Here is a 14,635-nt window from a genome sequence, read left to right as displayed (position 1 = left end):
GCGACCAGCACCGCGCGGGGGCGGCCGTCCGGGCGGAGCGCGGAGACGCCGGCCTCCGCCGCGTTGCGGGCGGCCGTGCGGACCCGGGCGCCCGACTCGGCGGCGCCGCGCAGGAGGCCGTGGAGGTCGGCGCGGGACAGGGCGTCGGGATCATCGAGGAGTGACTCGTCGAACACCGTGGATCAGCCTCCGGGTCGCCGTCGTGTACGCCGTGGTGTACGCCGTGCGGTGTGCCCTCCCGGCGGGTCGGTGACCGGTCGGGCGGTCGGGCGGGCGCGCCGGTGTCAGGCCGGGCGCCGGGCCTCGTCCACGAGCAGCACGGGGATGCCGTCCCGGACGGGGTAGGCCAGACCGCAGCCGTCGCCCTCGCACACCAGCTCGGGGGACTCCTCGGAGGCGGACTCGTCGCGGAGAGGCGCGTGGCACGCCGGGCAGGCGAGGATCTCCAGGAGACCGGCTTCGAGCGGCATGAGGGTTCCCTTCGGGATGTACGTCTCTGTGCGGCCAGGGTACCTTCGCGCTCCGCTCGGGGAAGCGCGGCATGCGGGGTGTGCGTGCGCACGGCTCCGTCCGCCCGCCGCACGGGGGGCGATCCCTTACGCCGCGACGGGGGGCGGCGGTGCCGCGGGGCTGCGTCTGCCCCTGCCGGGCCCCGGCATCTCCCCCGCCGCGACGGCGATCAGCCACAACAGCGCAGACCGGCGGCGCCGAACCCGGCCAAGGCCGGAACGGCACCGCCGGAAAGGCCGGATTCACATACCCGCCGCCGCGGCGGAATCAGTGGCCGAGGTTACGTCTACGCCTGCTGGCCCCGGCATCCCGGCGGAGGAGTTCACGAGCGGCCAGTTCCAGCCCGTCTGCCCCTGCCGGGCCCCGGCGTCTCCCCCGCCGCGACGGCGATCAGCCACAACGGCGCAGACCGGCGGCGCCGAACCCGGCCAAGGCCGGAACGGCACCGCCGGAAAGGCCGGATTCACATGCTCGCCGCCGCGGCGGAATCAGTGGCCGGGGCCCTGGTGCGCTGACCCGCCCGGAGGGCGCTACGCCCGGACGATTGCCAGGACCTCGTCCCGTACGCGGGCCACCGTTTCCGCGTCGCGGGCCTCGACGTTCAGGCGGAGGAGGGGCTCGGTGTTGGAGGCGCGGAGGTTGAACCACCAGTCGGGGGTGGTGACGGTGAGGCCGTCGAGCTCGTCCACCTCCGCGCCCGGCAGCTCCCCGTACGCGGCGCGGACGGCGGCCGTCCGCCCCGCCTGGTCGGCGACGGTGCTGTTGATCTCGCCGGAGCCGGCGTACCGGTCGTACTCGGCGACCAGCTCGGACAGCGGGCCGTCCTGGCCGCCGAGGGCGGCGAGGACGTGCATGGCGGCGAGCATGCCCGTGTCGGCGTTCCAGAAGTCGCGGAAGTAGTAGTGCGCGGAGTGCTCGCCGCCGAAGATGGCGCCGGTGGTGGCCATCTCCTGCTTGATGAAGGAGTGGCCCACGCGCGTGCGCACGGGCGTGCCGCCGCACTCCTTGACGACCTCCGGCACGGACCACGAGGTGATCAGGTTGTGGATGACCGTGCCGCCGGGGTGCTTGGCGAGCTCGCGCGCGGCGACGAGCGCGGTGATCGCGGACGGCGAGACGGGGTCGCCGTTGCCGTCGATGACGAAGCAGCGGTCGGCGTCGCCGTCGAAGGCGAGGCCGATGTCGGCGCCGACCTCGCGGACGCGCGCCTGCAGGTCGACGAGGTTCTTGGGGTCGAGGGGGTTGGCCTCGTGGTTGGGGAAGGTGCCGTCGAGCTCGAAGTACAGGGCGTCGAGGTCGAGGGGCAGCCCGGCGAAGACGGTGGGGACGGTGTGCCCGCCCATGCCGTTGCCGGCGTCGACGACGACCTTGAGGCGGCGGATGCCGCTGAGGTCGACGAGGGAGCGCAGGTGGGCGGCGTAGTCGTCCAGGACGTCCCGGCGGGTGACGGTGCCGGGGGCGGCCGCGGGCTCGGGGGCGCCGTTTTCGAGCCAGCCCTCGACGAGGGCGCGGATCTCGGCGAGGCCGGTGTCCTGGCCGACGGGGGCGGCGCCGGCCCGGCACAGCTTGATGCCGTTGTACTGCGCGGGGTTGTGGCTGGCCGTGAACATCGCGCCGGGCAGCCCGAGGTGGCCGCTCGCGAAGTAGAGCTGGTCGGTGGAGCAGAGGCCGATCTCGGTGACGTCCACGCCGCGGGCGGCGGCGCCGCGGGCGAAGGCGCCCGAGAGGCCGGGCGACGAGGGCCGCATGTCGTGGCCGACCACGACGGCGCTCGCTCCGGTGACTTCGGCGAAGGCGGCGCCGAAGAGTTCCGCGAGGGTCTCGTCCCACTGGTCCGGGACCACACCGCGTACGTCGTATGCCTTCACGATCTGCGACAGATCAGCCACAGCCAACGCCTTCCTGGGTCCGGTACGGGGGAGACAAACCTACCGGGAGGAAGTGACGGTCCGGGCCCGGGGCGGCCGGGCGCGGTGTCAGTTGTCGGGCGAGCGCAGGACCCTGAGGTGGCCTCGGCGGGCCACCTCCATGGGATCGGCCTCGCGGCCGCCGGGGCCGGACGCGCCCGGCGGGGGGCCGGGCTGGACGGCGCGCTCCTGCGGACGGGCCGCTTCCCGCACGGCGTTGGCGAGTGCTTCGAGGTCGTCGCCGCTGGGACGGGCGGGGCCGCTGTCGAGGGCGAGCCGGACGACGTCCCACCCGCGGGGGGCGGTCAGGCGCTCGGAGTGCTCGGCGCACAGGTCGTAGCAGTGGGGTTCGGCGTAGGTGGCGAGCGGTCCGAGGACGGCGGTCGAGTCGGCATAGACGTACGTCAGCGTCGCGACGGCCGGGCGGCCGCACGCGGTGCGCGAACAGCGACGTACAGGGCTCACGAGGTTGGACGGTACCGCACTCTTGAGCGGGCCGCGACGACTCACCCCCGGCTCACCCCTCCGTGTCGTCCTGGTTCGTCCTGTGGACGCTTGCTTCTCCCCACCCCGACTGACCTGCGCGGGGGCTGGTGAACAGGGTCTCACCAGAGGCGGGTGCGCGCACCGGCGCCCCTCCCCGAACCCGCGCAAGCAGACCGGACGGTCCGGTATCTGACCATAATTGATCACAGGGCTGGCCGGAATGTTCATCAGGCGACATTCCCGGGATGCACGACAGCCACGTGCGACGGGGCGGCCGACGGATACCCTCAAGAGTGATGGACAACCGCGTACCTCCTCCGGCCACCCCCGGGGGTGTCCCCAGCCGATCCGGGCCGCGTCCCCGCCACCGCGACCGTCATGGACGCGGCATGCGCGGGCCGGTCGCGCCGCCCCAAGTGCCGCTGTCGGTCAGCCGCGGCGAGGCGTTCGTCGACCTGGTGCACGACTCCGCGGAGCGGCTGGAGCGGCGCTGGCCGCAGCTCGCGTCCGTCGACTTCGTGGTGCGCGAGGTGCCGGTCGCCAGGAGTGACGCCGGGGGCGCGCTGAGCGACCCCGACGGCCTGGACGCCTTCGACTTCGACGGCGAGTCCGTGCCCCTCGGCCGCTACGTGGCCGCCCGCGGCGACGCCCCGGACCGCATCGTGATCTACCGCCGCCCGGTGGAGATCCGCGCCAAGGGCCGCGAGGAGCGCGCCCTGCTGGTGCACGAGGTCGTGGTCGAGCAGGTCGCCGAACTCCTCGGGCTCGCCCCGGAGTCGGTCGACCCCCGCTACGGCCAGGACTGACCGGGCCGCCGCGAGGGCGCGCCGCCGCTCAGCGGTTGAGCATCGACAGGTCCTGCTCCGCCTGCGGCACCTTCACCGACGAACGGTCGTCCGCCAGCGGCTGGATCGTGAACATGGGGACGCCGTCCTTGGGCAGGGCCAGCATCCGCGAAGCGTGCACCGGCCCGCCGGAGACCTTCTCCACGGTCACCGCGAACGACCCCTTGGCGCCCGCCGGCTGCGGCGGCTCCACGGTGAGGGTGGTGCCCGGCTTCACCGTGTACGTCTTCTCCGCCGGCTCGCCGCCCTCGCTGCCCGCCGAGGAGGTGACCTTGACCTGCGCCGCCTCCTTGCCGGGCGCGACCAGGGCGAGCGTGCTGGCCTTGGGGCGGTTGTCCGCCACCGTGGCCCGCCCGCCGAGCTGCTGCACGGCGGGGATGTACGCCGTCTCCTGCTTGTCGTCCTTGCCGCGGGTGACGCGCAGCGCGGCGACGACCGGTGCGCTCCTGCCGTCCGCGGTGAGCAGCAGCGAGCCCGCCTCGCCCTTGGTGACGTCCCCCAGGTCGACGGCCACGGTCATGCCGCTGCGGACGTGCAGGGTCTCGTGGCCGGCCGGGGTGATCGTGCCGTTCGGGCCGGCGAAGCGCACCTTGAGGTCGGCGTCGTCCGAGCCGGGGGCGAAGACGACGAGCCGTACGGACGTCGCGTCGCCCGGGATGCCCGGGAGGACGGCGTCGGCGGCCGGTTCTGCGGAGGCCGGCAGCCAGTCGCCGCCCTTCTTGTCGTCGGCCGTCTGCAGGCCCGCCCCGACCCGGCCCGAGCGGGCGGCCACGTGCAGCGTGACGTCCTCCGCGGGCTGATCCGCCAGGGAGGACAGCAGCACGGGGACGGTGGAGCGCGGCGGGACCGTGACGCCCTCCCCGGCCCCGGACTTGATCCGGCCGTCCTTGCCGTAGAGCTCCAGGTCGACGACGGCGGCCGCGCTGTCGGGGTTGGTCAGGTGGACATAGTCCTGGCGGCCCTTGACGGTGCTCGCGCCGGGGAACCAGAACGAGGTGTCGGGCGCCGTACAGGTCAGCCCGTGCAGTCCGCGGCCGCTGCCGGCCGCGATCACGGTGGTCTGCTGGACGGTCCAGCCGGGGGCGAGCGCGCCGTCGGCGCTGCCGATGAGGGCGGGGGCGTCGGAGCGGCCGGTGGTCGCCGTGGCGGGCTTGCCGGGCTCCTTCAGGGACAGGACCGAAGTGCCCGCGGCCGCAGGCTCCTTGTCTTCCTTCTTCCCCTTTTCACCCTTCTTGTCCTTGCTATTACCCTTATCTTCCTTCTTGTTGCTGTCGTCCTTCTTGTCGCTGCCTGCTGCCGACAGCAGTTCGGCCGCGCCCTTCTGCGCGCTCTTCGCCCCACTGACCGGAGTGAAGGCGGTGTACGCCGTCTCCCCCACGTCCGACGAAGTCGGGGCCGGGCAGAGGGCCATGGAGCGCTGGACGGGCAGCCGGGCGGGCGCCTTCGCGGCCGTGCGGGCGGCCGCGCTGCCACCGCCCTCGCCGCCGGACGGCAGGGTGAGGACGGCCGCGCCGCCCAGGGCCGCGAGCGCGGCGGCCGCGGCGAACAGGGACAGGGTGGTGCGCTTCACTGCTGCTCGCTCCCGTCGCGGTGGTGCCGGTCACCGCCGCCGTACGTCGTGTCGTGTGCTCCGCCGTAGGTGTACGGGTCGTACGTGCCGGTCTGCCCGTTCGCGTAGGGCTCCGCCGGGTACGGGTACGGGGCTTGGTGGTGGGCGCCACCGTAGGTGGCGTCGTACGTGCCCTCCTGGCTGCCCTGATAGTGCTGTTCGCCGTACGTGCCGTAGGGCATCTCATGCCCGTACTGCTGTCCGTACTCCTGCCCGTACTCCTGGCCTTGTTGCTGCACGTGCTGCTGCGCGTACGGATCGGTGTACGCGTCGGCATAGGAGGCCGCGTACGGGTCGGCGTAGGAGTCGGCGACGGGCTCTACGGGAGGGGCTTCCGGCGCCGGGGCGGCGTCCGGCCGGGCGGCCTCCGCGGCGGCCCGCAGCCTGCGCGCGCGGCGGCCCTCGCCTGCGGCCGCCTGGGCCGGTACGGAGGCGGGCGCGGCGACGGCCGCGGGCGCGCTCTCCTCCTCCGGGAGGTCGTCGTCCACCTGGCGCTTGCGCCCGGGAAGGGCGAGCACCACGAGGACGGCCGCGAGGAGGCCCTGCGCCCACAGCCACGTGCTGTGCGTGCCGGGCGCCTTGTACGTCAGCGCCAGCCTGCCGCCGGCCGCGGGGAGTTCGAAGCCCTGTGCCCAGCCGTCGACGGTGGTGCGCTTGAGGGGGCGTCCGTCGAGCGTGGCCTGCCAGCCGGGGTCGGCCTTGTCGGCGATCCGCAGGACCCGCCCCGCGGGGCCCGCGGGGAGCTTCGCGCGGGACTCGACGGGCCCGGCGGCGACCGGCGCGGGGGCGGACTGCTCACCGCCGTCCTTGCCGCTCCCTTGTGCCCCCGCGACGACGGTGATGCGGGCGACCTCGCGGTCCACCCGCCACAGGGAGGCGTGGTCCTGGCGGCTGAGCCGCGTCAGGCCGGGGGTGGTGTCCAGGGCGCGGCCCATGGCCGCGGGGGCGCTGTCGCGGACGAGGACGTAGCCGACGGCGTAGTCGGCGAGGAGGCCGGCCTGGTCGGCTCCGGAGCCCGCCACGAGGCCGGCGACGACGGAGTCGAGCTTCGGGTCGGCCCCGGCGGCCGCGGCCGTCTCGGCGTCGCCGAGGCGGGCGCCGGAGCCCCGGACGAGCGCGTAGGTGACGCGCCCGTCGCGGCCGTCGAGCACCAGGGTGCGGGCCTGGTCGCGGGTGGCCGCCTCCTCGGCCACGAAGGCCGGCACCTGCGCCGCGTCGCGCCGCTGCAGCGGGCCGTCCGCCCCGCCGGCCGCCCAGCCCACGGCGGCGGCCAGGGGGGCGGCGGCCGCGGCGAGGGCGATGAGCACGGCCACCGGCTGCCGCCAGCCGAAGCTGAGGGCGGCCACGCGCGCCCGGGCGCCTTCCGCACCGACGACCGCTGCGGCGATGAGGGCGAGCCCGTAGAGGAGGGTGGCCGGTCCGGCCCAGGCCGAGCGGGCGGAGAGCACGGCGGCCGCGAGGGCCGCCAGGGCGGTCAGCCAGGCGCCGCGGACGGCGAGCTGCCGGTCGGCGCGCAGCAGGGCGGCGAGCGCGGCCAGGACGACGCCCGCGAGCAGCGCGCCGCCGATGGTCTTCGCGCCGCCGGGGTCGGCGGTGAGCAGGTACAGCGGGGAGGACGGGGCGGCGTTCGCCTGACCGAGGCCGGCCTCGGTCAGGAAGCGGCCCGGGTGCGCGAACAGGCCCAGGGACCAGGGGGCCAGGACGGCAAGGGGGGTGAGAGTGACGGCGAGGAAGCGCGGGCCGTGGAGCAGCAGCCGCGGGCGGCCTCCCTGGGCGCCGTGGAAGGCCAGGGCGGCCAGGCCCAGGACGACGGCGAGCGGCCACATGACCGGAGTGAAGGCGGTGGTGACGGTGAGCAGGAGGGCGTACGCCCAGGACGCGCGCCAGGTGGGACGGGCGCCCGGGACGCGCAGGCCGGTGGCGGCGACGGCGGTGCGCGCCATGAGCGGCAGCAGGACGGCCAGGACGGCGGTGCCGAGGCGGCCTCCGGCGAGGGCGCCGGTCGCGGCGGGCAGGAAGGCGTAGGCGACGGCGGCCCAGGCGCGCAGGGGGCGGGAGGAGACCAGCGCACGGGAGGCGAAGTAGGCGCTGAGCCCGGCCAGGGGCACCGAGCAGACGAGCAGCAGGGTGAGAGTGAAGCCCGTGGAGCCGAGGAAGAGCGACGAGAGGGTGGCGAGGACCGCCAGGTAGGGCGGTGCGCTTCCGGTGCTGCCCACGCCGACGGGGTGCCAGGCGTCCGTGTACTGCGCCCAGAGGGCCGAGGCGCCGTCGGGGGCGGGCAGGAGGGCGCCGCCGGAGAGGCTTCCGGTGCCGAAGAGCTCGCGGCAGGCGACGACGGAGACGAGCAGCAGGAGGCCGAAGAGGACGGGGGCGGGCTTGCGGAGGATCCGCTTGAGGCGGGCGAACTGCTCGATCTCCAGGAAGTCGGCGTCCTCGCCGGTCGGCCCGGATTCGGCGGCGCCGTGGCGGCCGCCTGCCGGGCCGTCGTCCCAGCGGCCGCCGATGCTGGTCGCCAGCTGCTCGGCGGTGGCCCGGAGGGTGGCTCCGGGGGGCGGGAACAGGGCTCTGAGTTCGCTCGGCGCCACGGCCGGGGCGCCGCGCTTCGCCCGGGCGGCGCGGATGCGGCCGGGCCGCAGGAGGACGCGGAAGAGGCCGGTGAGCTCGTCGAGGGCCTGCGCGGGGGCCTTGCCCAGGAGATAGCCGGCGGTCCGCAGGAGGGTGCTGAGGACGAGCCGCAGCATCACGTAGGCGAGGGCCGGGCCCCGTGTGTTGGCGAGGAGGGTGTGCACGGCGCCGGCCTTGTCGACGCGGTGCGGGTTGACCGGGCGGCGGCCGGCGCAGTCGACGGGGCGGCGTTCGCGGGCGGCGGCCTCGGCGTGCCGCAGGACGGCGTCGGGGGCGACGAGGACGCGGTGGCCCGCGGCGTGGGCGCGCCAGCACAGGTCGACGTCGTCGCGCATGAGGGGCAGCCGGGGGTCGAAGCCGCCGAGCTGCTCGAAGACGTCGCGGCGGACGAGCATGCCGGCGGTGGACACGGACAGCACGGTGCGGATCTGGTCGTGCTGGCCCTGGTCCTGTTCGCGGCGGTCGAGGCCGGTCCAGCGGCGGCCGCTGCGGGCGATGGAGACGCCGGCCTCCAGGAGCTGGCGGCGGTCGTACCAGCCGCGCAGCTTGGGGCCGAGGACGGCGGCGCCGGGCTCGGAGTCCGCGACGCGCAGGAGTTCGTGGAGGGCGCCGGGCTCGGGCGCGCAGTCGTCGTGCAGGAGCCACAGCCACTGGACGGGTTCGAGGTCGGCGTCGCCGTGGCGCCGGCCGTCGCCGGGCTGGTCGTGGCCGTCCTCGCGCCAGGTGCGGCTGACGGGGTCCCAGCCGCTGGAGCGCTTGAGGTAGGGCAGTTCCTCGGGGTCGGGCGCGGGGACGGCGCGCAGGGCCTCGTCGACGGCGGTGCCGAAGCCGGCGCGGCGGGCGAGGTGCAGGACGCGGTCCGGGCCGAGGGCGTCGGCGAGGAGCTGGGCGGAGTCGTCGGTGCTGCCGGTGTCGGCGCCGACGGCGCTCTGCACGGGCCGCTCCTGGCCGAGCAGGCCGGACAGGGCGTCGGGGAGCCAGCGGGAGCCGTCGTGGCTGACGATCACGGCGGTGACGACGTGGCGCGGGAAGGCCGGCGGGACGGCGGGGTCGAACGCGGGCAGACGGCTGGCGGCGGCGGACGCGTCCGTCGTATTCGAGTGCGCCGCATTGCTGTGCACGGACATCGGGGTACGGGCCCTCCGGCCGGGGTCCGGGGCGGGGCCCCGGATGACTGCTGTGCTGGACTGCGCCGGCCGCGGGTGCGCCCGTCGGGGCGGCGGTGCGTCTCGGACGGGCCCCCACACTAGTGGCTGCGCACACAGCGGTCCGCCTCGCGCCGGTGGCGCGGCGGGCGGACCGGATGTCCCGTACGCGGTGCGTACGCCGTGCGGACGTCATGGGGTGCGGCATGGCGTACGTCACGGTCTGCGGAAGGCCCTCCCGGCAACGGGGAGCCAATGCATGGCCTTTGCTTTTAACTTACGGTAACTACCGGCCCATTAATTCCCACATTTACCGGCGAATCACTGGCCCTGGAATCACCGAAACCAATAAGCCCGATTGTCCGACCCATGGGATCCGCTGCGGAACCATCGGGGATCCGGGGATCCATAGGACTGATAGGCCTATCGGAAGCTCAGACCGCCGCCTTCTTCAGGCGGCGGCGCTCACGCTCGGACAGGCCGCCCCAGATGCCGAAGCGCTCGTCATTGGCAAGGGCATATTCAAGGCATTCCGAGCGGACTTCGCAGGCGAGGCAGACCTTCTTGGCCTCCCGCGTGGATCCGCCCTTCTCGGGGAAGAAGGACTCGGGATCGGTCTGAGCGCACAGCGCGCGCTCTTGCCAGCCGAGCTCCTCGTCCGCCTCCTCGACCAGCAGTTGCTGAAACAGCTCGGTCATGTGCGCCCCTCGTCTGTCATTTACGTCCCCGTGTCGTCGCCTTCATCAAGTACGGCAGAACGACACGGGTGAAATTACAAGTGTGCCGATCCGGGCCAGTCAAGCCGAGATCTGCTATTGGGCCCCTTATTCACTCTGCGGAACCAAAGCCAAGCAGAAAGTGTCCAAAAGATTACAAGTCCGGACAGACCCCTCTGCGCCGCTTCCGCCGGGCCACGGCCGCCCCGTTCCCCCCTGTGAGGAGAGGACGTCACGCGCGGCAATCCCGTTGCACCGTCCGGCCGAACGATGTTTGCGGCCCCGGTCGCAGCGCCACCTCTCCATGGTCACACCCCCGCAAACCTTGGAGCACCCACAGTTACCGGATGAGGTGAAACATTGACCCCAAAAGGGACATGCAGTTGACACAACGTGTCCGGGCCCGTCACCGTGGTGGGCATGCCAGTGAACGCCGCCCTCAGCCTGACCCGTAGCTACGGGTCCCGCTGCGCCGTGCAGGCTCGCTGTCGCTGTTCCAGCTGTTGATGCCGTCGACGCCCCAGAGCTCCGGCTGACCTCCCGCAGCACCACTGCGCCCCGCGCCCGCGCGGCCGTGATCCCGGCCGTCCACGGTGCGCCCCCGCGCCACCCGTAGCTCCGGGCACCCCCACGCTCCACCGCACGTCACGCGCTCCCCCGCACCTCCCGCCGCTTCCGCCGCTTCCGCCGAGGAACCCCCGCACATGAACAGCGACGTCCAGATCGCCGGCGACCCGCTCGCCATCCCCCACCTCATGCCGCCCGCCCCCGCCCACCCGCGCACCGTCGCCGAGTTCGCCGGGCTGGCCCGCTCCGTCGCCGCCGACCGCGCCTCCTGGGCCCACCTCGTCCAGTACGACGCCACCAGCCGCTGGTACCACCGCCTCCGCGTCGGCCCGGGCTACGAGGTGTGGCTGCTGAGCTGGGTGCCCGGCCAGGGCAGCGGCGCCCACGACCACGGCCCCTCCTCCGGGGTGCTGACCGTCCTCCAGGGTGAGCTGACCGAGATCACCGGAAGCACCGGGACGCCCGGCGGCGCGCGGCAGGTGCTGCGCGCCGGAGCCCAGCGCGTCTTCGCGCCCGGATACGCTCATGAGATCGTCAACGACTCGCTCGCGCCGGCCGTCAGCCTGCACGTGTACTCGCCGGGGCTCACCGAGATGCCCATGCGGACGTCGGTCTCGGCGGCCGGGGAGCCGGCGGCCGCACCTGCTCATGCGCCCGCACCCGCGCCCGCCGTCAGGGGCGTCCTCGCCAACTGAGGCCCCGTGCCCGGCGGACGCCCCCTCGGTCGTCTCCCGGCCACCGCCTCTCGGCCGTCGATCAGCGGGCTGACAGACTGTCTGCCATGCCTACGCAGCGCATCGTCGTTCTGGCCGGTGGAATCGGGGGCGCCCGCTTCCTCCGCGGCCTCAAGTCAGCAGTCCCCGGCGCCGACATCACCGTCATCGGCAACACCGGCGACGACATCCACCTCTTCGGGCTCAAGGTCTGCCCCGACCTCGACACCGTGATGTACACGCTCGGCGGCGGCATCCACGAGGAACAGGGCTGGGGCCGGGCCGGCGAGTCCTTCGCCGTGAAGGAGGAGCTGGCGGCGTACGGCGTCGGGCCCGAGTGGTTCGGGCTCGGCGACCGCGACTTCGCCACGCACATCGTCCGTACGCAGATGCTCGCCGCCGGCTATCCGCTGAGCGCCGTGACCGAGGCGCTGTGCGAGCGGTGGCGGCCCGGGGTGCGGCTGCTTCCCATGAGCGACGACCGGGTCGAGACCCACGTCCTGATCGACGACCTTGACGCCGGGGCTCCGGCGCGCAAGGCCGTGCACTTCCAGGAGTACTGGGTGCGGCTGCGGGCCGGCGTGCCCGCGCACGCGATCATCCCCGTCGGCGCCGAGGAGGCCAAGCCCGCGCCCGGCGTCCTGGAGGCGATCGCCGCCGCCGACGTCATCCTCTTCCCGCCGTCCAACCCCGTCGTCAGCATCGGCACCGTGCTCGCCGTGCCCGGCGTCCGCGAGGCCGTCGCCGCCGCCTCCGCGCCCGTCGTCGGCCTCTCCCCCATCGTCGGGGACGCGCCCGTGCGCGGCATGGCCGACAAGGTCCTCGCCGCCGTCGGCGTGGAGTCCACCGCCGCGGCCGTCGCCGGGCACTACGGCTCCGGGCTGCTCGACGGCTGGCTGGTCGACACCGTCGACGCCGGCGCCGTGGAGGCGGTCGAGGCCGCGGGCATCCGGTGCCGTGCCGTGCCGCTGATGATGACGGACACCGAGGCCACGGCCGCCATGGCCCGGGAGGCGCTGGCGCTGGCCGAGGAGGTGCGCGCGTGAGCGAGGTCCCCGGGTACCGGGTCTGGGCCGTGCCCGGCATCCCCGAGGTGCGGGCCGGCGACGACCTCGTCAAGCTCCTCGCCGGGGCCGTCACGGGCGAGGGCCTGCCCGGGCTCGCCGACGGCGACGTCCTGCTCGTCACCTCGAAGATCGTCAGCAAGGCCGAGGGACGGATCGTCCGGGCCGGTGACCGCGAGGCGGCCATAGACGCCGAGACCGTACGGGTCGTCGCCCGCCGCGGGCCCCTGCGCATCGTCGAGAACCGGCTGGGCCTGGTGATGGCCGCCGCCGGCGTCGACGCGTCCAACACCGCCGCCGGGACGATACTGCTGCTGCCCGAGGACCCCGACGCCTCCGCCCGCGCCCTGCGCGACGGGCTCCGGGAGGCCCTCGGCGTCGACGTCGGCGTCATCGTGACGGACACCTTCGGCCGGCCCTGGCGCAACGGTCTGACCGACGTCGCCATCGGCGCGGCCGGGGTGCGCGTGCTGGACGACCTGCGGGGCGGCACCGACGCGCACGGCAATCCGCTGAGCGCGACCGTCGTCGCCACGGCGGACGAGCTGGCCGCCGCCGGTGACCTCGTCAAGGGGAAGGTCGCGGGGCTGCCGGTCGCCGTGGTGCGCGGACTGCCCCACGTGGTGGGCGAGGACGGTGACCGTGCCCCCGGGGCCCGGGCCCTTGTGCGTTCCGCCGGCGATGACATGTTCCGGCTCGGGACGTCCGAGGCCGTACGGGAAGCCGTGACCCTGCGGCGGACCGTGCGGGAGTTCACCGGTGAGCCCGTCGACGGTGCCGCCGTGCGGCGGGCCGTCGCCGCCGCCGTCACCGCCCCCGCCCCGCACCACACGACGCCCTGGCGGTTCGTCCTGCTGGAGTCCGAGGAGGCGCGGGTGCGGCTGCTCGACGCCATGCGGGAGGCGTGGATCGCGGACCTGCGCGGGGACGGGTTCGGCGAGGAGAGCATCGCCAAGCGGGTGCGGCGCGGTGACGTGCTGCGGAACGCTCCGTACCTGGTGGTGCCCTGCCTGGTGATGGACGGGTCGCACACCTACCCCGACGCCCGGCGGAACGCGTCCGAGCGCGAGATGTTCGTCGTCGCGGCCGGCGCGGCCGTGCAGAACTTCCTCGTGGCGCTGGCCGGGGAGCGGCTGGGGTCGGCGTGGATCTCGTCGACGATGTTCTGCCGCGATGTGGTGCGGGAGGTGCTGGAGCTGCCGGAGGGGTGGGACCCGATGGGGGCCGTGGCGGTGGGGCACGCGGCGGCGGCGCCGCGGGAGCGGCCGGTGCGGGTCGCTGACGCGTTCATCGCGGTGCGGTAGGTCCGTCCGTCCGTCGTGGGGGCCGGGCGCCGGGGCCTCCGGGGCAGGGTCCCTGGACCGTATATTTACGGCGCCCCTCGCCCCTGCGCCTTCTTGCCCGGCACTTGGCGCCACAAATACACGTCAGCGTCCAGGGACCCTGCCCCTGCGGCCCCGGCCCCCTCCCGCCGTCGTCATCCGTCCCCCGTCAGAGCGTCCTGATGTCGTTCACCGAGAAGCGTGGCGCCCGTCTCGGGGGTGTTCTGCCCGTGAGCAGGATCAGGCGGCATGCCCTGTGGCGTTGGCCCTCGTAGGGGGTCAACAGGTCCAGCATCGCCTTATCGTCGGCTCCCCGGAAGCCCGTGAGGGCGTATCCGATGATCTTCGGTAGGTGCAGGTCGCCCACCGTTACCGCGTCGGGTGAGCCGTTGCTGCGCTGGAGCGTCTCCGCCGCCGTCCAGGGGCCTATGCCCGGGACCGCCTGCAGGCGCCGGGATGCCTGGACGTCGTCCATGGCTGCCGCCTCTTCCAGGCGTGCCGCCACCCGGGCCGCTCGGATGATCGTCGCCGAGCGCTTGCCGTCGACGCCCGCCTTGTGCCAGTCCCAGGACGGGATTGCCGCCCAGCCCTGTGGGCTGGGCATCACGCGCATGCGGGGGGCCGGGCCCGGGGCCGGTTCGCCGTGCTGCTGCAGGAGGAGGCGCCAGGCCCTGTACGCCTCGTCCGCCGTGACCTTCTGTTCCAGGACCGAGGGGATCAGTGACTCCAGGACCAGGCCCGTACGCGCCAGCCGGAGTCCCTGGTGGCGGCGGTGCGCCTCGTGGACCAGGCGGTGGCGGGGTGTGAAGGCGCCCGGGTCGTCGCCGGCGCCGAGGAGGGCCGGGAGCGTCTCCAGGAGCCGGTCCGCGCCGGGGCCCCACGCCTCCGCGTGGACGCGGCCGCCCCGGTCGGTCACGTGGAGCGTGCCGGGACCCTCCGGCGTACGGCTGGCCCGCCACACGGAGCCGTCCGGGTCCACCCGGTAGGCCGGGTCGCCCGGGCCCCGCGCGAGGACGCCCAGCGTCCGGCCCAGGTCATAGGCCATCGGCGGGGGCCAGGTGCGGGTCTTCACCCTGTCAGGGTACGTTCCACCCTTGGCGATAAATGGCGGCGTATGCCGGATTCA

At 74.5% G+C, this 14,635-nt stretch carries 11 protein-coding genes; 4 read left to right on the top strand and 7 right to left on the bottom strand.

Translation table 11 applies throughout. The features are described from left to right. Positions 1 to 284: 284 nt before the first annotated feature. From B7P34_RS17315 to B7P34_RS17305, 3 genes are all read right to left on the bottom strand, one after another. The gene (locus tag B7P34_RS17315; protein WP_106677533.1) at positions 285 to 470 is read right to left on the bottom strand and encodes a Trm112 family protein; all 186 of its coding nucleotides are present in this window, start codon (positions 468 to 470) and stop codon (positions 285 to 287) included. Positions 471 to 1,040: 570 nt separating this feature from the next. Continuing rightward, entirely contained in the window at positions 1,041 to 2,399 is a 1,359-nt protein-coding gene (locus B7P34_RS17310) for a phosphomannomutase/phosphoglucomutase (protein ID WP_106677531.1), read from the bottom strand. Positions 2,400 to 2,486: 87 nt separating this feature from the next. After that, complete coding sequence (locus B7P34_RS17305; RefSeq protein WP_030365240.1) at positions 2,487 to 2,882, bottom strand: DUF3499 domain-containing protein; 396 nt, start codon at positions 2,880 to 2,882, stop codon at positions 2,487 to 2,489. 410 nt (positions 2,883 to 3,292) lie between these two features. Between B7P34_RS17305 and B7P34_RS17300 the strand changes: the two genes are divergently transcribed. After that, positions 3,293 to 3,709, top strand: coding sequence for a metallopeptidase family protein (locus B7P34_RS17300; RefSeq protein WP_223267938.1), 417 nt, complete (start codon positions 3,293 to 3,295; stop codon positions 3,707 to 3,709). A gap of 28 nt (positions 3,710 to 3,737) precedes the next feature. On the opposite strand, the gene B7P34_RS17295 is transcribed toward B7P34_RS17300, so the two are convergent. The 3 genes from B7P34_RS17295 to B7P34_RS17285 all read right to left on the bottom strand — a co-directional run bounded on the left by B7P34_RS17295 (position 3,738) and on the right by B7P34_RS17285 (position 9,825). Beyond that, on the bottom strand, positions 3,738 to 5,318 hold the full coding sequence (locus tag B7P34_RS17295) for a DUF5719 family protein (RefSeq protein ID WP_106677527.1): 1,581 nt from the start codon (positions 5,316 to 5,318) through the stop codon (positions 3,738 to 3,740). Next, positions 5,315 to 9,103, bottom strand: a complete 3,789-nt coding sequence (locus tag B7P34_RS17290; protein ID WP_223267937.1) for a glycosyltransferase family 2 protein — start codon at positions 9,101 to 9,103, stop codon at positions 5,315 to 5,317. Before B7P34_RS17290 ends, B7P34_RS17295 begins: the two co-directional genes overlap by 4 nt. A 458-nt stretch (positions 9,104 to 9,561) precedes the next feature. Then, positions 9,562 to 9,825, bottom strand: coding sequence for a WhiB family transcriptional regulator (locus B7P34_RS17285; protein WP_004952403.1), 264 nt, complete (start codon positions 9,823 to 9,825; stop codon positions 9,562 to 9,564). 722 nt (positions 9,826 to 10,547) lie between these two features. Here B7P34_RS17285 and B7P34_RS17275 point away from each other — a divergent pair. The 3 genes from B7P34_RS17275 (at position 10,548) to B7P34_RS17265 (ending at position 13,491) form a co-directional block, all read left to right on the top strand. Continuing rightward, complete coding sequence (locus tag B7P34_RS17275; RefSeq protein WP_106677521.1) at positions 10,548 to 11,105, top strand: cysteine dioxygenase; 558 nt, start codon at positions 10,548 to 10,550, stop codon at positions 11,103 to 11,105. Positions 11,106 to 11,191: 86 nt separating this feature from the next. Then, positions 11,192 to 12,169, top strand: a complete 978-nt coding sequence (gene cofD / locus B7P34_RS17270; protein WP_106677520.1) for a 2-phospho-L-lactate transferase — start codon at positions 11,192 to 11,194, stop codon at positions 12,167 to 12,169. Next, complete coding sequence (locus B7P34_RS17265) at positions 12,166 to 13,491, top strand: coenzyme F420-0:L-glutamate ligase (RefSeq protein WP_106677518.1); 1,326 nt, start codon at positions 12,166 to 12,168, stop codon at positions 13,489 to 13,491. Before cofD ends, B7P34_RS17265 begins: the two co-directional genes overlap by 4 nt. 187 nt (positions 13,492 to 13,678) lie before the next feature. On the opposite strand, the gene B7P34_RS17260 is transcribed toward B7P34_RS17265, so the two are convergent. Beyond that, positions 13,679 to 14,581, bottom strand: coding sequence for a DNA-3-methyladenine glycosylase family protein (locus B7P34_RS17260; RefSeq protein WP_223267936.1), 903 nt, complete (start codon positions 14,579 to 14,581; stop codon positions 13,679 to 13,681). Between the last annotated feature and the right edge of the window lie 54 nt (positions 14,582 to 14,635).

This window comes from Streptosporangium nondiastaticum (assembly GCF_003011965.1).
Classification (GTDB): Bacteria; Actinomycetota; Actinomycetes; order Streptomycetales; family Streptomycetaceae; genus Streptomyces; species Streptomyces nondiastaticus.
The sequence above is the reverse complement of the archived record's forward strand: the minus strand, read 5'-3'. Positions and strand labels throughout refer to the sequence as shown.

What these genes read in the sequence shown, in the direction of transcription:
- cofD (WP_106677520.1), top strand. Translation starts at nt 11,192, where the DNA reads ATGCCTACGCAGCGCATCGTCGTTCTGGCCGGTGGAATCGGGGGCGCC.
- B7P34_RS17300 (WP_223267938.1), top strand. Translation starts at nt 3,293, where the DNA reads ATGCGCGGGCCGGTCGCGCCGCCCCAAGTGCCGCTGTCGGTCAGCCGC.
- B7P34_RS17275 (WP_106677521.1), top strand. Translation starts at nt 10,548, where the DNA reads ATGAACAGCGACGTCCAGATCGCCGGCGACCCGCTCGCCATCCCCCAC.
- B7P34_RS17285 (WP_004952403.1), bottom strand. Translation starts at nt 9,825, where the DNA reads ATGACCGAGCTGTTTCAGCAACTGCTGGTCGAGGAGGCGGACGAGGAG.
- B7P34_RS17315 (WP_106677533.1), bottom strand. Translation starts at nt 470, where the DNA reads ATGCCGCTCGAAGCCGGTCTCCTGGAGATCCTCGCCTGCCCGGCGTGC.